The sequence below is a fragment of the Paenibacillus yonginensis genome, from assembly GCF_001685395.1.
Classification (GTDB): domain Bacteria; phylum Bacillota; class Bacilli; order Paenibacillales; family Paenibacillaceae; genus Fontibacillus; species Fontibacillus yonginensis.
Genome location: NZ_CP014167.1, coordinates 4,100,001 through 4,117,838, shown reverse-complemented (window position 1 = coordinate 4,117,838; position 17,838 = coordinate 4,100,001). Strand labels below are relative to the sequence as shown.

Annotated in this window: 18 protein-coding genes (1 of these 18 cut by a window edge); all 18 read left to right on the top strand. The window is 52.0% G+C overall.

Annotated features, from left to right (window positions below; genetic code table 11):
* Positions 1-93: 93 nt before the first annotated feature.
* A complete protein-coding gene (ftsH, locus tag AWM70_RS18745; protein WP_068698943.1) occupies positions 94-2,214 on the top strand; it encodes an ATP-dependent zinc metalloprotease FtsH in 2,121 nt (706 codons plus the stop codon).
* 355 nt (positions 2,215-2,569) lie between these two features.
* Positions 2,570-3,508, top strand: coding sequence for a quinolinate synthase NadA (gene nadA / locus AWM70_RS18740; protein ID WP_068698941.1), 939 nt, complete (start codon positions 2,570-2,572; stop codon positions 3,506-3,508).
* Positions 3,509-3,543: 35 nt separating this feature from the next.
* Complete coding sequence (locus AWM70_RS18735) at positions 3,544-5,151, top strand: L-aspartate oxidase (protein WP_068698939.1); 1,608 nt, start codon at positions 3,544-3,546, stop codon at positions 5,149-5,151.
* Positions 5,148-6,014, top strand: a complete 867-nt coding sequence (nadC, locus tag AWM70_RS18730) for a carboxylating nicotinate-nucleotide diphosphorylase (protein WP_068698937.1) — start codon at positions 5,148-5,150, stop codon at positions 6,012-6,014. The genes AWM70_RS18735 and nadC overlap by 4 nt, the downstream gene beginning before the upstream one ends.
* A 3-nt stretch (positions 6,015-6,017) precedes the next feature.
* Entirely contained in the window at positions 6,018-6,785 is a 768-nt protein-coding gene (locus tag AWM70_RS18725; protein WP_068698934.1) for a type III pantothenate kinase, read from the top strand.
* 47 nt (positions 6,786-6,832) lie between these two features.
* Positions 6,833-7,717: an Hsp33 family molecular chaperone HslO gene (hslO, locus tag AWM70_RS18720; protein WP_068698932.1), complete on the top strand. Its 885-nt coding sequence runs from the start codon at positions 6,833-6,835 to the stop codon at positions 7,715-7,717.
* Positions 7,718-8,017: 300 nt separating this feature from the next.
* A complete protein-coding gene (gene cysK / locus AWM70_RS18715; RefSeq protein ID WP_068698929.1) occupies positions 8,018-8,956 on the top strand; it encodes a cysteine synthase A in 939 nt (312 codons plus the stop codon).
* A gap of 151 nt (positions 8,957-9,107) precedes the next feature.
* On the top strand, positions 9,108-10,697 hold the full coding sequence (locus tag AWM70_RS18710) for an anthranilate synthase component I family protein (RefSeq protein WP_068700843.1): 1,590 nt from the start codon (positions 9,108-9,110) through the stop codon (positions 10,695-10,697).
* A gap of 15 nt (positions 10,698-10,712) precedes the next feature.
* Positions 10,713-11,297, top strand: a complete 585-nt coding sequence (pabA, locus tag AWM70_RS18705; RefSeq protein WP_068698928.1) for an aminodeoxychorismate/anthranilate synthase component II — start codon at positions 10,713-10,715, stop codon at positions 11,295-11,297.
* A complete protein-coding gene (locus AWM70_RS18700) occupies positions 11,294-12,217 on the top strand; it encodes an aminotransferase class IV (protein ID WP_068698926.1) in 924 nt (307 codons plus the stop codon). Before pabA ends, AWM70_RS18700 begins: the two co-directional genes overlap by 4 nt.
* Positions 12,214-13,050 carry a dihydropteroate synthase gene (folP, locus tag AWM70_RS18695; RefSeq protein ID WP_068698924.1) on the top strand — a complete coding sequence of 279 codons (837 nt, stop codon included), beginning with the start codon at positions 12,214-12,216 and terminating at the stop codon, positions 13,048-13,050. The genes AWM70_RS18700 and folP overlap by 4 nt, the downstream gene beginning before the upstream one ends.
* Before the next feature lie 79 nt (positions 13,051-13,129).
* Entirely contained in the window at positions 13,130-13,492 is a 363-nt protein-coding gene (folB, locus tag AWM70_RS18690; protein WP_068698922.1) for a dihydroneopterin aldolase, read from the top strand.
* 9 nt (positions 13,493-13,501) lie between these two features.
* The gene (gene folK, locus AWM70_RS18685) at positions 13,502-14,059 is read left to right on the top strand and encodes a 2-amino-4-hydroxy-6-hydroxymethyldihydropteridine diphosphokinase (RefSeq protein ID WP_068700841.1); all 558 of its coding nucleotides are present in this window, start codon (positions 13,502-13,504) and stop codon (positions 14,057-14,059) included.
* Positions 14,011-14,220 carry a helix-turn-helix domain-containing protein gene (locus AWM70_RS22970; protein ID WP_083180423.1) on the top strand — a complete coding sequence of 70 codons (210 nt, stop codon included), beginning with the start codon at positions 14,011-14,013 and terminating at the stop codon, positions 14,218-14,220. The genes folK and AWM70_RS22970 overlap by 49 nt, the downstream gene beginning before the upstream one ends.
* Before the next feature lie 53 nt (positions 14,221-14,273).
* Positions 14,274-15,275, top strand: a complete 1,002-nt coding sequence (dusB, locus tag AWM70_RS18680; RefSeq protein ID WP_068698918.1) for a tRNA dihydrouridine synthase DusB — start codon at positions 14,274-14,276, stop codon at positions 15,273-15,275.
* Positions 15,276-15,590: 315 nt separating this feature from the next.
* Positions 15,591-16,067 (top strand): transcription elongation factor GreA, encoded by a 477-nt coding sequence (gene greA / locus AWM70_RS18675; protein WP_068700840.1) that lies wholly within the window; start codon positions 15,591-15,593, stop codon positions 16,065-16,067.
* Between the two features lie 116 nt (positions 16,068-16,183).
* Positions 16,184-17,704: a lysine--tRNA ligase gene (gene lysS / locus AWM70_RS18670; RefSeq protein WP_068698917.1), complete on the top strand. Its 1,521-nt coding sequence runs from the start codon at positions 16,184-16,186 to the stop codon at positions 17,702-17,704.
* A gap of 23 nt (positions 17,705-17,727) precedes the next feature.
* On the top strand, positions 17,728-17,838 hold the 5' portion of the coding sequence (locus tag AWM70_RS18665) for a hypothetical protein (RefSeq protein ID WP_068698915.1). Its footprint extends 153 nt past the window's final position; the window shows 111 of its 264 coding nt (coding positions 1-111); its start codon is at positions 17,728-17,730; the stop codon falls past the right edge of the window.

Below are 17,838 nucleotides of genomic sequence, written 5' to 3'. Positions count from 1 at the left end.
TTAGGAGCCTTGCCCGCACCGCCGGTCCGTCCGGTTGAGAACGCCGCAACGGCTATGGTAAAATAACTAATGTGTCTTGAGAGGAGGTAGGGGATGAATCGGTTCATCCGGAATTCTGGTTTTTATTTGATACTTTTCTTAGTAGTGGTGGGCATTGTCCAATTCCTAAGCGGCGGTAATGAATCGGCAAATACCCCTCGATATGATGAACTGCGCCAGCAGCTTGCAGCGAATCAAGTAGAGGAAATGACCGCGCAATTTGACGGCTACACCTATCGGGTAACCGGCAAATACAGAGAGCAAATTGGGGATAATAAATCCAAAAACTTTACCACCTACGTTCCTTATGATACTGCGGTCATAAGCGAATTAACGATTAAGGCCCAGCAGAATAACGTTAAATTCAGTATGAAGCCAATGGAAGGGGAAAGCATTTGGCTGACTTTCCTGACCTCCATTATTCCGTTGGCGATTATGTTTATTTTGTTCTTCTTCCTGTTCAACCAAGCCCAGGGGGGCGGCGGCAAAGTCATGAATTTCGGCAAGAGCCGTGCCCGCTTATATAATGAAGAGAAGAAGAAGGTTACTTTTGAAGATGTAGCGGGGGCAGACGAAGAGAAACAGGAACTGGTCGAAGTTGTTGAATTCTTGAAGGATCCTCGTAAGTTCTCGGCAGTCGGGGCACGTATCCCGAAAGGGGTACTGCTTGTAGGTCCTCCGGGAACAGGTAAGACACTCCTAGCCAGAGCCGTAGCAGGCGAAGCTGGCGTACCGTTCTTCAGCATTTCAGGTTCGGATTTCGTGGAAATGTTCGTCGGTGTCGGCGCATCCCGTGTCCGTGACTTGTTCGAGAATGCCAAGAAGAATGCCCCATGTATTATCTTTATCGATGAAATTGACGCTGTAGGTCGTCAGCGCGGCGCCGGACTCGGCGGCGGACATGACGAACGCGAGCAGACCCTCAACCAGTTGCTCGTTGAAATGGACGGCTTTGGCGCTAATGAAGGGATTATTATCGTGGCGGCTACTAACCGTCCTGACATTCTTGACCCTGCGCTGCTGCGTCCGGGCCGCTTTGACCGTCAAATCACGGTTGACCGTCCAGACGTCAAAGGCCGCGAAGCGGTGCTGAAAGTCCACGCGCGCAACAAGCCGCTGACCAAGAACGTCAACCTGAACACCATCGCGAAGCGTACAACCGGCTTCACCGGAGCCGATCTGGAGAATCTGCTTAACGAAGCAGCCCTCCTGGCGGCAAGACGCAACCGCAGAGATATTTCCATGACCGAAGTGGACGAAGCGATCGACCGCGTCATCGTAGGTACGGAGAAACGCAGCCGCGTGATCAGCGACCGCGAGAAACGGATTGTGGCTTTCCACGAAGCAGGTCATACTATTGTCGGCTACTTCTTGGAGCACGCTGACATGGTTCACAAGGTAACCATTATTCCTCGCGGTCGTGCTGGCGGATACGTCATCATGATGCCGAAGGAAGACCGCACACTCGTAACCAAACAGGAGCTGCTGGATCGCGTTACCGGTTTGCTTGGCGGCCGTGTCGCGGAGGAATTGTTTATCGGTGAAATCGGAACCGGTGCCTACAGTGACTTCCAGCAGGCGACCAGCATTGTCCGCAGTATGATTGTGGAATACGGTATGAGTGATAAGCTTGGACCGATGCAGTTTGGAACCTCCCAAGGCCAGGTATTCCTGGGCCGTGATATCGGCCACGAGCAGAACTATAGTGATCAGATCGCTTATGAGATCGATCAGGAGATGCAGCGTTTCATCACGGAATGTTACGAGCGCTGTCGTCAGCTTCTGACCGAACACTCCAAAGAAGTGCACCTAATCGCCGAAACGCTGCTTGAGCGTGAAACACTTGAGCTTGAAGATATCAAGCAATTGATCGAGAACGGCCGCATCGAGGAAGGTAACAATGATGACGGCGGCAGCCATAATGGCGGCGATGAATCCGGTACCCCAATCATCGATAATGTCGGTGACGTTAAAGTCCGCATTCAAGGTAAAGAAGGTACGGAACCGAATATTCCTCAGGGTGATATTCCGAACAACCTGCCGGGCGAAGGCGAGCCTTCCCGTGATATTCCGTTGGATACCCCTGATGGTACGGTAAAAGATCTTCCAACAGGTCCGTCCGAGGATGGTCATAAAGATGAGGATCCAAACGGCGGCGGCAACCGCAGCGTTTGATCAAAGTGAAATAAATAGAGACTGCCTTTAGAGGATTTCCTTTAAAGGCAGTCTTTTTTTTCGATACTGCAAACGGTATCCTTTTTAAACCTTCACTGAGGCTGATTGTGGGGCCAGGCGCTTAGACCCTTATCTGACGCGTGGAACAAACCCTTTTTGGACACGATATTTACCTTTAAAGCGGTTAGAATCGGGCAGCTTCCAGGGCTGTTACAGCCGCTGTATTCATTGACAGAGGCACTAACGTTGTGTAAATTAGTTGTTATCAATGAAGACATTGTCTATGAAACTTAATTTATAGCTTATTATGAACGCCGCGGCGGCTTGTGCTGCGAGAGTTTGGGGGGGAACCAAGGTGGAAGCATTAGCTTTGGAGCGGAAAGCGGAACAGAACCGCGAGCTGCGAGAGAAGCTTCTTCGTTTAAAGAAAGAACGCAATGCCATTATACTCGCTCATTATTATCAGCGTGATGAAATACAAGAGGTCGCTGACTTCAGAGGGGATTCCTTTCTCCTTGCCCAGAAAGCCGCAGCAACCGATGCTGAGGTCATTGTGTTTTGCGGGGTTCATTTCATGGGAGAAAGCGCCAAAATTCTGGCCCCGAACAAAACGGTATTGATTCCGGATGAACGCGCCGGCTGTCCAATGGCCGACATGGTCAATGTGGATGGTCTTCGCAAGCTGAAAGCCCAGCATCCCAATGCCAAGGTTGTCACCTACATTAACTCTTCAGCCGAAATCAAAGCGGAAACCGATATATGCTGCACCTCATCCAACGCCGTTAAGGTGATCCAGTCGCTGGATGCGGAAGAAATCATTTGGGTGCCGGATAAGAATCTCGGTCATTACGTCCAGCAGCATACAGATAAGAAAATGATCATTTGGGAAGGCTACTGCAACACTCATGATATGCTGACGGTCAAACATGTCATGGAGATGAAAGCCAAATACCCGGATGCCGAATTTGTCGTACACCCGGAATGCCGGCCCGAAGTGGTCGCGATGGGCGACTTTGTTGGCAGCACTACAGCAATCCTGGATTATTGCAAAAATTCCCCTGCCAAACGGTTTATCGTCGGCACGGAAGACGGAACCGGCTACCAGCTCCGTCTGGACAGCCCGGACAAGGAATTTATTTTTGCCACCAAATTTCTGGTTTGTCCGAATATGAAAGTCAACAACCTGAAGAAGCTGGTCAAATGTCTCGAGACCATGCAGCCGCAGATTTACGTTCCAACCGAGGTTGCCGACAAGGCCAGAACATCCCTAGAGCGCATGTTACAAGTTCAGTAGCATGCGCTACTCTCTTGTTTAGATAGGTGAAGGCTATGATACCGCAATATTTGGTCGATTTTGATTTGAAGACAATGCCGTCGGCTTACACCGATGTCGTCATTATCGGATCTGGAATTGCCGGTTTGTTCACCGCTTTGAAGGCAGCCGAGACCCGTAAGGTAACCTTGATTACGAAGAAAGAGCTGATGGAGAGCAACACCCGATACGCGCAAGGCGGCATCGCTGCGGTTATGTCGGAGGAGGATTCAACAGCCGAGCATATGCAGGACACCCTGGTGGCCGGAGCTGGCTTATGCCGTCCGGAGGCCGTGCAGGTGTTGGCAGAAGAAGGACCCGCCGCGGTTCACGAGCTGATGGCTCTTGGTGCCGAGTTCGATGTGGAGGGCGGCAGGCTGGCCTTGACGAAAGAAGGGGCGCATAGCCACCGCCGGATTCTGCATGCGCACGGGGATGCGACCGGATTTGAAATTGTTCGTGCGCTCGCCGGCAAAGCAAGGAACCATGCCAATATTAAACTTCTCGAACATCATTATGTGATTGACCTCGTGCAGGATGAGCTGGGCTGTCGCGGGGTGCTGGTTCAGCGTCCGGACGGCGACCGGATTTATTTGCAGAGCACGGCGGTTGTTTTATGCTCGGGCGGGGCTGGCCAGCTGTATCGTTATACGACCAACCCCGAAGTCGCTACGGCCGATGGACTGGCTATGGCTTATCGCGCAGGGGCCGTTATTCGGGATGCCGAGTTTATTCAGTTTCATCCTACAGCTCTTTGTTATGCGGGAGCTCCCCGGTTTCTGATCTCAGAGGCTGTGCGGGGCGAAGGAGCGGTGCTGCGCAACAGTCGCGGGGAACGTTTTATGGAGAAATACCATCCTCAGCTTGAGCTGGCACCACGTGATGTAGTAGCGCGGGCGATTGTAAGTGAAATGGAACAAACGCATGCCAATATGGTTTATTTGGATATTACGCACGAGAAGCCGGAGGTGATCCGGCATCGTTTCCCTACCATCTATGAAACCTGTTTAAGTTATGGCCTCGATATGACCACAGACTGGATTCCTGTGGCTCCGGCTGCGCATTATATGATGGGGGGCGTTCGGACCAACCTGGATGGGGAGACGAATATTCCAAGGTTATTTGCCTGTGGAGAGGTTTCCTCGACGGGAGTACACGGTGCCAACCGCCTGGCCAGCAATTCGTTATCGGAAGCGCTGGTGTTTGGTTCCCGTATCGTTAAGCGGATACAGAAGCTCGAGGTTCTGCCGGAGCAGGTTTGCACCGGCTACGATGAAACCCGCACGGCTCAGCCCGCCCGGGACCTTGCCGAGCGAAAGCTCAAGCTGCAGAAGACGATGGTCCGCAAGGTCGGACTTCGCCGGACTGGCGAGCTTTTGCAGGAAGGGCTGGAGGAGCTGAAGCGTGAGCTGGGGATTTTTCAGGCCAAACTGGTGACCGCTGAGCAGCTGGAATTTGCCAATATGCTCACTTCGTCCCTTCTTATAGCGGAGATGGCGCTGCAGCGCGAGGAAAGCCGTGGGGGACATTACCGGGAAGACTTCCCGGAACGAAATGATGAGAAGTGGCGCCAACATCAGCTGTGCCGCCGCGATCAACAACTGCTGGAGGTACAAAGCTTATGATTCTAAATGGTTATAATGAAGCTCTGGTCGAGTCCATTAAAGGCTGGCTGAGGGAAGATGTGGGTTCCGGAGATATCAGCACGCAAGCTACGATTGCGCCCGGGGAGCAGTCCACAGGCATTATTCATGCTAAAGATGAGGGGATCATTGCCGGCATGCCAATCGCCGGACTTGTCTTTGAAATTGTGGATCCGAGTTTGATTTTTACACCGAAGGTTCAGGATGGGGACAAAGTCTCGAAGGGAACTATACTGGCTATCGTAGAGGGCAGCACGCACAGTATCCTGACCGGGGAACGTCTGGCTTTGAATCTCATGCAGCGCTTATCCGGCATTGCTACGCGTACAAGAACTTACGTCGATGCCTTGGAAGGCCTGCCGGCCCGTTTGGTGGACACACGGAAAACAACGCCCGGACACCGGATGCTGGAGAAATATGCGGTTCGTACCGGCGGCGGGCATAACCACCGTTTCGGTTTATATGATGCCGTTATGATTAAAGATAACCATATCAAAGGTGCGGGGGGCATTGCCCAGGCGGTGAGCCGGGCGCGGGCCCAGATTCCGCATACGATGACGATAGAAGTAGAGACCGAGAACCTGCAGCAGGTCGAAGAGGCTTTGGCTGCAGGAGCTGATATTATTATGCTGGACAATATGCCAAACGAGCTGATGCGTGAAGCTGTTAAGCGAATAAAAGCGGCCGCTCCCCACGTCAGCGTGGAGGCTTCCGGCAATGTGAATCTGCAGACGATCCGCTCGATTGCGGAGACCGGTGTGGACCTTATTTCTGTCGGACGATTAACGTATTCGTTTGAAAATCTGGATATCAGCCTCGACTTGAACGCGAAGAAAGAGAGGTAAGCCATGATTGTTGTGGTCGATGTAGGCAACACCAACATCGTATTGGGCATATACGAGCAGCAGGAGCTCCTGCATCATTTCAGGGTCAGTACCAACCGCCAGGCTACCACGGATGAGTACGGCGTGTTAATTTTCAACTTGTTTCAAATGTCCAAAATTGATGTACGGGATATAGAAGGAGTTATCATTTCATCGGTGGTGCCGCCGCTGATGCATGTGCTGGAGCGGATGTGTGAAACCTATTTGAAGAAAAAGCCGCTAGTCGTGGGCCCGGGCATCAAGACAGGACTTAATCTTCGTTATGAGAACCCGCGCGAGGTAGGAGCCGACCGGATCGTCAATGCGGTGGCCGCTGTGGAGCTTTATGGCGGAGGCCCGCTTGTGGTTGTGGATTTTGGCACGGCCACTACCTTTGATTGTATAGATGCCGGTAATAACTATCTGGGCGGATCTATTGTTCCGGGTATCGGCATTTCTACAGAAGCGTTGTATCTCCGGGCTTCCAAGCTTCCGCGCATTGAACTCGAGAAGCCGAAGAAAGTGATTGGACGCAATACGGTTCATGCGATGCAGTCGGGCATTATTTTTGGTTATGCTGGACAGGTGGATGGGATTATCGGCCGAATAGCCAAGGAAATGGACGCCGAACTGAAAGTGGTAGCTACAGGAGGGCTTGCTGAATTGATTGCCAGCGAAACGGCTTCGATCGGCGAGGTGAACCCGATGCTGACTCTTGAAGGCCTTAGACTGATTTATGAGCGGAATGCCTGAGGGCATAATAGAATAAAGAAATTTTGGAAACGAGGAGGCATGTACAAATGGAACAGGAAAAAGACCGGTTAATCCGGGGAATCGCAATGGATGGCAAAGTACGTGCTTTCGCGGTGCGGACAACAGCTTTGGTGGAGGAGCTTCGTTCCCGTCATGATACTTATCCTACGGCAACTGCCGCCCTGGGCCGTACGTTAACGGCAGGCGCCATGATGGGAGCTATGTTGAAGGGCGAGGAAAGACTGACGATCCAGGTTAAAGGCGACGGCCCGCTTGGTCAAATCGTTGTGGATGCCAATGCAAAAGGTGAGGTCCGCGGGTATGTGTATGAGCCTCACGTCCATCTGCCGGCTAACAGCCTGGGCAAACTTGATGTGGCAGGTGCTGTCGGCACTACCGGGTTCGTTCATGTCACCAAGGATCTTGGCCTGAAGGAGCCTTACCGGGGCAGCGTACCGATTATTTCGGGCGAGCTGGGCGAAGATTTCACTTATTATTTTGCTTTGTCCGAGCAGACGCCTTCCGCCGTTGGACTGGGGGTTCTGGTCGATACCGACAACTCAGTCATTGTAGCGGGAGGTTTTATCCTTCAGCTGCTGCCGGGTCTGGAAGATAGCGAAATCTCTACGATCGAGCAGGCGGTTGCACAAATGCCGCCGGTAACCTCGCTGCTGGAGCAAGGCATGAGCGTCGAAGAAATGCTGCGCTGGCTCTTGCCCGACGTGCAGATCATGAGCGAAATGGACATCACTTTCAAATGCAGCTGTTCACGCGAGCGTGTGGAGCGTACGCTTATCAGCCTCGGCGAAGAAGAACTGCAACGTCTGATTGAAGAAGATGAGTCTACAGAGGTAGTTTGTGACTTCTGCCGCGAAGCTTACCAGTTCAGCGGAGATGAAATGAGACAACTGCTCGAGCAGGCGAAAGCGTAAGGACGCAAGAGCAGTGAATTCTATTTCTGAAAAAAAGCTAAGTGCCTCCTTCGTTAACGAAGCGAGGCCTTTTCTTTGAGCGGTGAAGCAGCATTCAGCCGTTCACACCGGGAATCAGTTGTTATTGACAAGAAGTAACGAAGATTGTTAAGATAATAGTAACAAATACCTACTTATTAACTCGGAAATAAAAAAATTCTCCACTGCGCCAGCTAAATCTTTACCGGCAATCCTGCCGCTTTTCCAACAAGTGAAGTCCTATTTGAAATACACTTTATTCTATTTGAGGAGGTATGCATTATGGCTAAAGTTGTAAATAACGTACTCGAACTTATCGGTAATACTCCGCTTGTCCGTTTGAACCGTGTGGTTCCTGAAGACAGTGCTGAAATCTACGTGAAACTGGAATATCAGAATCCGGGTTTGAGTGTTAAAGACCGGATTGCGTACAGCATTGTGGAAGAAGCCGAGAAATCCGGCAAATTGAAGCCAGGCGGCACGATTGTGGAAGCCACCAGCGGCAACACCGGTATTGGTCTTGCGCTTGTAGCAGCCGCTAAGGGCTACAAAGCGATCATTATCATGCCTGAGACGATGAGTATGGAACGCCGCAACCTGCTTCGCGCTTACGGTGCTGAGCTGGTGCTGACTCCGGGATCGGAAGGCATGAACGGGGCTGTTAAGAAAGCGGAGGAAATTTTGGCCGAGAATCCGGATTATTTTCTGGCTGACCAATTCCGCAACCAGGCCAATGTGAAGATTCACCGCGAAACTACAGGTCCGGAAATCGTGGAAGCCATCAACTCCCTGGACGGCAAGCTGGATGCATTTGTAGCGGGTATCGGTACAGGCGGTACGATTTCCGGCGCAGGCGAAGTGCTGAAGCAGAACTTCCCGGGCATCAAGATCTATGCGGTTGAACCTGCAGCTTCCCCAATCCTGGCAGGCGGCAAACCAGGCCCTCACAAAATTCAGGGTCTTGGCGCCAACTTCATCCCTGAAATTCTGAACCGTGAGATTTATGATGAAATCATTCACGTGGAGAATGAAGAAGCGTTTGAGCAGGCGCGTATCGTCGCTAAACAAGAAGGCCTTTTGACAGGTATCTCTTCGGGTGCTGCCGTATTCGCCGCGCTGAAGGTCGCTAAAGAGCTGGGCAAAGGCAAACGTGTTGTTGCCATTATTCCAAGTAACGGCGAACGCTACCTGAGCACTCCGCTTTATAACTTCGAAGGTTAAGGTTAACGTTCTTATACAGCCCCGCTGTTCCTGTAAAGGAGCGGCGGGGTTGTTTTTTTATAAAGGGTGGATTAGTGCTGGTCAAGGCGGGAGCGGTTTAGTATACTAGCAGACAATAATAGGACGAGGAAATGGGTTGATGGAGGACGAAATGGGCACGGTGCTAACAACATGGGATCAATGGAAAAGCGGGTATGAAGAAGGCTGGAGCCTGCTTCCCGTTGCCGTTAAACGGCCGGGCGGGCGGCTTCCGCAAAGCTGGGAAAGCCTGTGGGAATCGGCTTCTCCTTATTCCTTTGTGCTGGAGAGCGGCAAAGACGGACGATATACGGTGGCAGGGACGCATCCCGTAGAGGTGCTGCGCGGTAAAGGAGATTCCGCCGAATTGTTTCACGTGGAAAAAAACGAAAAGCAGGTTTTGTCGGGCCAACCTCTCCAGGTACTGGAGAACTGGATGCGCCCTTACCGGGCTCCGGCGCTGAAAGGGCTGCCCAAATTCGGCGGAGGGTTTGTCGGATATCTAAGCTACGATGTTGCTCGTTCCCTGGAGAAGCTTCCGCAGCAGGCCGAAGATGATCTGCAGCTGGATGATTATATCTGGATGCGGATGGAGGAGGTCTGGATTTATGATCATGAGGCCGCAGAGGTGTACGCTTTGATCCATGTGCCCGTTTCTGGAAGGGGCCAACTTCTGCAGGAAGATTCAACATCCGTTTTGCTGCGTCTGGAGCAGCTTTACAAGCAGGCCATAAACAGGGCCGAAGCGATGCTGGACGATTGGGAGCAGCTTGTCAGCCAAGCCGAGAACTCGGAAGTGAACCGCAGCCGCCGTCAGCTTGCGGCTTCTCCGCCGGAGTGGGATCTAAGTACGCCGATGGCTGAAGAAGGCTGGACGACCTCGTTCGGCCAGGCTGAATTCGAGGCTGCAGTCCATCGTATACAGGCTTATATCGCCGCAGGAGATGTATTTCAGGTTAACCTGTCGATGCGTCGTCAGCGCAGGCTGCAGGCCTCTGCAGAGGAATTATACGAATGGTTCAGAATCGTCAATCCTTCTCCTTATATGGGGCTGCTTCGGTTCCCGGAGTTTCAGCTGGTCTCCGGTTCTCCGGAGCTGCTGGTCAGTCTTCATGATGGTCAAATGGGGGCAAGGCCGATCGCGGGAACCCGGAGACGGGGAAGAGACGCCGAGGAAGATGCGGCCATGGCGGCCGAGCTGCTGGGAAGCGAGAAGGAACGAGCCGAGCATATTATGCTTGTTGATCTTGAACGCAACGATCTTGGCCGGGTAGCTGCATATGGCACGGTTAAGGTCAGTGAACTGCTGAAGGTGGAATATTATTCTCATGTCATGCATCTCGTTTCGCAGGTGGAGGGAGAACTCGGACAGGGGCACAGCTTGTTTGATCTTATTGCTGCCGCTTTTCCGGGCGGGACGATTACCGGCGCGCCCAAGGTTCGGACAATGGAAATCATTGAGGAGCTTGAACCGGTAACGAGGGGACCATATACGGGTTCGATCGGATGGATTGACTATCAGGGAAATATGGACTTAAATATTGTCATCAGGACTATGATTGTACAAGACGGTTATGGCCATATCCAGACCGGAGCCGGGGTTGTCATTGACTCCGATCCGTATAGAGAGTACAGAGAATGCGAGAATAAGGCCCGTGCGGCACGGACGGCGGTTCGCTACAGCGAGCTAAGCCGTGTATCGGCAGTTACGGCCAGAGACTAGAGGAGCTGAGCTTAGATGATATTAGTGATTGATAATTATGATTCTTTTACCTACAACCTGGTGCAGTATTTAGGAGAGCTGGGCGAGGAAGTCGTAGTGAAACGGAACGACGAGATTGATCTTGCGGGGATTGAGAAGCTGAGCCCTGATCACATTCTGATTTCTCCGGGACCGTGTACGCCCAATGAAGCGGGAATCAGCCTGGCGTTGATTGAACGCTTTAAGGGAGAAATTCCGATCTTCGGCGTCTGCCTGGGGCATCAAGCCATCGGCCAGGCGTTTGGCGGGAACGTGATCCGGGCGGAGCGTCTTATGCACGGTAAAACCTCGCCTATCTTTCACGAAGGAAAGTCCGTCTTTGCCGGCCTCCCCTCTCCGTTCACGGCTACCCGGTATCATTCGCTGCTGGTCGAGCGCAGCACTCTGCCGGATTGCCTGGAGATTACGGCGGAAACGCAGGAAGGGGAAATTATGGGCCTGCGGCATAAAGAGTACGACGTTGAAGGAGTTCAGTTTCACCCTGAATCTATCGTGACCGATCACGGCTACGAGATTCTGCGCAACTTCCTGAAGCGGACCAAGAAAGAAGCGAGTGCATGAATTATCTTGGAGTAAATGGAAGAATTGTGCCGGCAGGCGAAGCCATGGTATCCGTTATGGATCATGGCTTTTTGTACGGAATGGGCTTGTTTGAAACTTTTCGGACTTACGGCGGTATTCCTTTTTTGCTGAAGGCGCATTTGGACAGGCTGCACGAAAGCTGCCTGGCAATCGGAATCCCGGCGGATCTGGATGAAGTCCGGATTGCCGGACTGATCCAGCGCCTGATGGAAGCCAACAGGCTGCAGGAGGCTTATATTCGTTATACGGTTACCGCAGGGGAGGCGCCTTTAGGCCTGCCTGGTGAGCCCTATAAGCAGGCAGCCGAGGTTGTTTACGTCAAACCCTTGCCGCCGCTGTCTGCGGAGCTTTATACAAAGGGGAAAGCGATGTATGTCCTGGATACTCCGCGTAATACGCCCGAGGGCCCGGTACGGCTTAAATCCCTGCATTACATGAATAATTTATTGGCCAAGCAGGAGCTGATGGAGAAGGAAGCCCGTTTTGGGATGGCTGCTAACCCGGACCGGCTCCCGGCTGAAGGTCTGATGCTTACCAGAGATGGGAAGCTCGCCGAAGGGATTGTCAGCAATTTGTTCGCCCTGGCGGACTCCAAGCTGTACACGCCTTCCATTGATAGCGGTATCCTGCCGGGCATTACCCGTCGTCAGGTGATCCGGCACGCTGGCGAACTGGGGATCGAGGTGGTCGAAGGGCAGTTTGGTTTGGAGCTGTTGTCTGCAGCCGAGGAGGTCCTGTTGACCAATTCGGTTCAGGAGCTGGTGCCGGTCACGAGGATAATTGGGACAAACGGGACGTCCTTTGAGGTGAGCGGCGGCAAGGCGGGCACGCTTACCCGCAAGCTGCTTGAGCTTTACCGCAGCGCTTACGGTAATCTGACAGGAGGAGAATACAAGTGAATCCGATCCATTATAAACGAAAATATGACTGCGGACCGGCCAGTTTTGAGCTGGGATCGCGCACTTTGGTGATGGGCATTTTAAATGCCACACCGGATTCTTTTTCCGATGGGGGACGTTATCAGGAGGCGGAGCAAGCTGCTGCTCATGCACTGGAGATGATCCGGGACGGGGCCGATATCATTGATATTGGCGGGGAATCCACACGGCCAGGCCATGAAAGCGTAAGCATGGAGGAGGAGCTGCGCCGCGTGATTCCGGTTGTCGAAGCCGTTCATCGGGCAGCGCCCCATAGCCCTATTTCCGTAGACACTTATAAAGCTGAAGTTGCCAGACAGTCGCTGCTGGCGGGGGCTCATATCATTAATGATATTTGGGGGTTTAAGCAGGATCCGCTGATGGCCAAGGTGGCCGCCGAGTTCGGATGTCCCGTTATTCTGATGCATAACCGGGATAATATGGACTATAACAGCCTGATTGAGGATATGATGGCCGACCTTAAGGAAAGTGTTGATTTGGCGCTTCAGGCGGGAGTAAGGCAGGAGCAGATTATATTGGACCCGGGGATCGGCTTTGCCAAAACCTATGCCCACAATCTTGAAGCGATGCGTTCGCTGGACAAGCTGATGGAGCTGGGTTATCCGCTGCTGCTGGGCACCTCCCGCAAAAGATTCATCCGCACCGCGCTGGACGTTTCCGTCGAACAGACGGTGATGGGCACAGCAGCCACTGTAGCGCTTGGCATTGCGCAGGGCTGCCAGATTGTACGCGTCCATGACGTGAAGGAGATCAAACAAACGGCGGCGATGTGCGATGCTATGCTGTTTGGCTGATAGGAGCTTAGGCGGGAAGTTTTTTGGGTAATAAATAGATTCGGATGGATACAATAAATTTTTCAAGGAGGCGCAGCCTATGGATAAAATGGTGCTTCGGCGTATGGAATATTACGGATATCACGGAGTGTTTGAAGAGGAGAGAAAGCTGGGCCAGCGTTTCTACGTGGATCTGGAGCTGCAGATGGATCTTCGGGAGGCCGGCGTATCCGATGACTTGTCCAAAACGGTAAATTATGCCGAAATTCACGAACGGGTTAAAGCTATTGTGGAGAAAAAAAGCTTCAAGCTCATTGAGGCGCTTGCCGAGCATATTGCATCCGATCTGCTGGACACTTATACTGTTATAGATGCTTTGACGGTGAAACTGACCAAACCGCATCCGCCGTTTGATATTCATTTCGAAGGCGTGACGGTCGAGCTGTTTAGAACAAGAAAGTGAGCCTAAATGATGAATGATCACACGTCCTCTGAGCTGTCAGAGGCTTTTATAGCATTGGGGGCCAACCTTGGCGACCGCGAAGCAACCTTGATGGAGGCCATCCGCAGGCTGGACCTTCACCCGGACATCACGGTTACCCGCTGTTCCAATCTCTACGAAACGGAGCCGGTCGGCTACCTGGATCAGCCGGATTTCGTCAACATGGCCATTTCGGTCAGAACGGGTCTGACGCCGCTGGAGCTGCTGCGCTTTATGCTGGAGACCGAGCAGCAGCTGGGCCGGGAGAGGAACATCAGATGGGGTCCGCGCACGGTTGATCTGGATTTGCTCTGGATGGACGGACTGACGCTCGATACCCCGGAATTGACGCTTCCCCATCCCCGGATGATGGAGCGTGCGTTTGTGCTCGTTCCGATGAAAGACATCGTTGGATCCGAGGACAGCGAGAACGTGAAAGGCCTCCGAGACAGTCTTCATGACGCATTGGAGCGGCTCCCGGAGAAGAAAGGAATTTGCTTGTGGAAAACGTGCACCTGGCGCAGCGCATCCGCGCCTTCAGAAAACTAAAAGGATACACACAGGCTCAGCTTGCCGCAGAAACCGGCATATCGCTCGCGGTTCTTGGAGCAGTAGAACGCGGCAACCGCCGTGCGGAAGATCAAATTTTAACTAAAATTGCAGAGGCTTTGGGAATTTCAGTAGCCGAGCTTAAAGATCAGAATGCGTAATTTTGTCAGGACCACCAGAATTTAAAGGATTGAAGAACAAGAGGTGAGCAGAAGTGCTGAAGATTGGCGATATTGAAATGAAAAACGAGGTTGTGCTTGCACCGATGGCCGGCGTCTGCAACCCGGCTTTCCGCCTGATCGCCAAGGAATTCGGAACCGGCTTGGTTTGTGCCGAGATGGTCAGCGGCAAAGCGATTGTGCACGGCAACGAACGCACGCGCGAAATGCTGTTTGTGGATGAGCGGGAGAAGCCGCTCAGCCTTCAGATTTTTGGCGGGGACAAAGACTCCCTAGTAGAAGCGGCCAAAGTGGTGGACCAGGAAACCAATGCGGATATCATCGATATCAACATGGGCTGCCCTGCGCCTAAAGTGACAAAAGCTGACGCAGGAGCCCGCTGGCTGCTGGATCCAAACAAAATCAATGAAATGGTCGCGGCTGTTGTAGCCGCCGTTCAAAAGCCGGTTACCGTCAAGATGCGTATCGGCTGGGATCATGACCATATTTATGTCCTGGACAACGTTAAAGCGGTCGAAGCTGCGGGCGGCAAAGCCGTCAGCATCCACGGCCGTACCCGGGAGCAGCACTACACGGGAAAAGCCGACTGGAGCTACATCAAGCAGGCTAAAGAGGCTGTATCCATTCCGATCATTGGCAACGGTGACGTGGCCACGCCGGAGGATGCCCGCCGGATGCTGGATGAGACAGGCTGCGACGGTGTCATGATCGGACGCGGTGCGCTTGGCAACCCTTGGATGCTGTACCGTACGATTGAATATCTGAAGAGCGGCGTGCTGATGCCGGAACCGGATGCCGCAGAGAAGATCCGCATTGCCATTCTGCATATGGACCGGCTGGTCGCTCTTCGCGGAGAGTACGTCGCAGTCCGGGAGATGCGCAAGCACATCGCTTGGTACCTGAAAGGGCTCAAGGGCGGTTCCCGTATCAAGGACCTGATCATGGAAGAGACGAAACGGGATGAAATGGAGCGCATTTTGAAGGAATTCGTAGCTAAGCTGCAGGAAGCCGGCGAAGATAAAATGCAGGTGGTTTAAAACCACGCCTATTTCCTGAATTTACATGGTTATGAACATGCCGTTTTCATTTTACGTGTCATTGACATTTGGCATGGGTTAACCTATAATTTCTCAGTATAAATTCGCCATTTGGAGATTACTTCCATAGGGGTGAGTGCGTTCTCATCCCTGCATCATTGCATATGATATTCTCAAATGATACGTGATTACTTCACGGCCGGCACCGGTCTTTGGTGCTTGCTGCCTCCTCGATGAATAGGCTCTTGTCCAAGAGGCCTGGCACCTGGGGTGCAGAAGGCGAAAATTTTTTCCATGACAGGAGAATCGGTTGAGATGAGCGATAAAGAAGTTATTTTAACCCAGGATGGTCTAAAGAGACTTGAAGAAGAGCTTGAAAATTTGAAATCCGTGAAACGCCGCGAAGTGGCGGAACGGATCAAAGTGGCGATCGGCTACGGCGATATTAGTGAGAATTCGGAATACGAAGACGCTAAGAATGAACAGGCGTTTATTGAAGGCCGGATTTTGACGCTGGAGAAAATGCTTCGCAACGCACGCATTATCAGCAATGATGATATAGATACCGATATTGTAAGCGTAGGGGTAACCGTTGTTGTTGAAGATCTTGAATTCGGCGACAAAATGGAATATGTCATCGTTGGTACGGCCGAGTCCGACCCGCTGCAAAATAAAATTTCGAATGAAAGCCCTGTCGGCAAAGCGATTCTTGGCAAAGCTAAAGGCGCTGTCGTGGACGTAGCTGTTCCGGCCGGCACGATTCAATACAAGATTATTGATATCAAGAAATAAGATTTTTTCTTTTTCATCAAGAAGCTTCCCTTCGGAAGCTTCTTTCCCTGTTTTTTTGTAAGAGGTGCTAGGTTAGACCTTCAGGTTAGGACGAAATTAAGGAGTTGAAATCAGGAATGACTGAAGAAAATGTAAGCCAGGAACATGCAGCTTCAGAGCTTGAGGTCAGCGAACTGCTGCAAATCAGACGCGACAAATTGGACGAGCTCCGCGGAATGGGCGTAGACCCTTTCGGCAAGAAATTCGAACGCACGCATAACGCCGGGGATATCCTGAAGGTTTATGACGGGATGACCAAAGAAGAGCTGGAAGAGAAGAAGGTATCCGTCAAGCTGGCCGGCCGTATTATGGCTAAACGTACGATGGGTAAAGCCAGCTTTGCTCATATTCAGGACCTTAGCGGCAAAATTCAGATTTACGTCCGTAAAGATACCGTTTCCGAAGTGGAATACAATGTGTTTGACCTGCTTGACCTTGGCGATATCGTAGGCGTCAGCGGTGAAGTGTTCAAGACGAAGACCGGTGAGACAACGGTTAAAGTACACAGCCTTGAGCTGCTGTCCAAATCGCTGTATCCGCTGCCGGACAAATATCATGGTCTGAAAGACGTGGAGCTGCGTTACCGCCAGCGTTATGTCGATCTGATCATCAATCCGGAAGTTCAGCAGACCTTCATTACCCGTTCCCGCATTATTCAGTCCATGCGCCGTTATCTGGATTCGCTGGGCTATTTGGAAGTGGAGACGCCTACCCTGCACAACATTGCAGGCGGTGCTGCGGCTCGCCCGTTCATTACGCACCATAACGCGCTGGACATGGAGCTGTACATGCGGATTGCGATTGAGCTTCATCTGAAGCGTCTGATCGTCGGCGGCCTTGAGAAAGTGTACGAGATTGGCCGGGTTTACCGGAATGAAGGAATTTCGACGCGCCATAACCCTGAGTTCACCATGATTGAGCTGTATGAAGCTTATGCCGACTACAAAGATATCATGGCTTTGACAGAAAATATGGTCGCCCACATTGCTGAGGAAGTGCTCGGCACGCAGACGATTGAATATCAGGGTCATGTTGTGGATCTTAAACCACAGTGGAGACGTGTATCCATGGTGGATGCGGTTAAGGAAGTAACCGGCGTAGACTTTGGCGTGCAAATGACCAATGAAGAAGCACACCGCCTGGCGGCGGAACACAAAGTTCCGGTTGAAAAACATATGACCTTCGGCCATATTCTAAATGCTTTCTTTGAGCAGTTTGTTGAGGAAACGCTGATCCAGCCTACATTTATTACCGGCCACCCGGTTGAAATCTCTCCGCTTGCGAAGAAGAACGCCGAGGATCCGCGCTTTACAGACCGTTTCGAGCTGTTTATCGTAGCGCGCGAGCATGCCAATGCCTTCACCGAGCTGAACGATCCTATTGATCAGCGTCAACGGTTTGAAGCTCAGCTGACCGAACGTGAACAAGGCAACGATGAAGCGCATGAGATGGATGATGACTTCGTCCGCGCTTTGGAATACGGCATGCCGCCAACAGGCGGACTGGGTATCGGTATCGACCGTCTGGTGATGCTGCTTACCAATTCGCCGTCGATCCGCGACGTGCTGTTGTTCCCTCACATGCGCTCTAAAGAGTAAGGAAGCCTGACGACTCAAGTCAGATGGGAAAAAGGAAAAGGAACGATGGGCAAATGCCTGTTGTTCCTTTTTTATTGCGCTTTCTATTTGAGCAAGGCTGTGAAATGAAAGTCGATGACCCTCCTGATGCTTTC

Excerpts from the sequence above, each read along its gene's own strand:
- ftsH (WP_068698943.1), top strand. The coding sequence starts at position 94 with ATGAATCGGTTCATCCGGAATTCTGGTTTTTATTTGATACTTTTCTTA.
- AWM70_RS18735 (WP_068698939.1), top strand. The coding sequence starts at position 3,544 with ATGATACCGCAATATTTGGTCGATTTTGATTTGAAGACAATGCCGTCG.
- nadC (WP_068698937.1), top strand. The coding sequence starts at position 5,148 with ATGATTCTAAATGGTTATAATGAAGCTCTGGTCGAGTCCATTAAAGGC.
- AWM70_RS18725 (WP_068698934.1), top strand. The coding sequence starts at position 6,018 with ATGATTGTTGTGGTCGATGTAGGCAACACCAACATCGTATTGGGCATA.
- hslO (WP_068698932.1), top strand. The coding sequence starts at position 6,833 with ATGGAACAGGAAAAAGACCGGTTAATCCGGGGAATCGCAATGGATGGC.
- cysK (WP_068698929.1), top strand. The coding sequence starts at position 8,018 with ATGGCTAAAGTTGTAAATAACGTACTCGAACTTATCGGTAATACTCCG.
- AWM70_RS18710 (WP_068700843.1), top strand. The coding sequence starts at position 9,108 with ATGGGCACGGTGCTAACAACATGGGATCAATGGAAAAGCGGGTATGAA.
- pabA (WP_068698928.1), top strand. The coding sequence starts at position 10,713 with ATGATATTAGTGATTGATAATTATGATTCTTTTACCTACAACCTGGTG.
- AWM70_RS18700 (WP_068698926.1), top strand. The coding sequence starts at position 11,294 with ATGAATTATCTTGGAGTAAATGGAAGAATTGTGCCGGCAGGCGAAGCC.
- folB (WP_068698922.1), top strand. The coding sequence starts at position 13,130 with ATGGATAAAATGGTGCTTCGGCGTATGGAATATTACGGATATCACGGA.
- folK (WP_068700841.1), top strand. The coding sequence starts at position 13,502 with ATGAATGATCACACGTCCTCTGAGCTGTCAGAGGCTTTTATAGCATTG.
- greA (WP_068700840.1), top strand. The coding sequence starts at position 15,591 with ATGAGCGATAAAGAAGTTATTTTAACCCAGGATGGTCTAAAGAGACTT.
- lysS (WP_068698917.1), top strand. The coding sequence starts at position 16,184 with ATGACTGAAGAAAATGTAAGCCAGGAACATGCAGCTTCAGAGCTTGAG.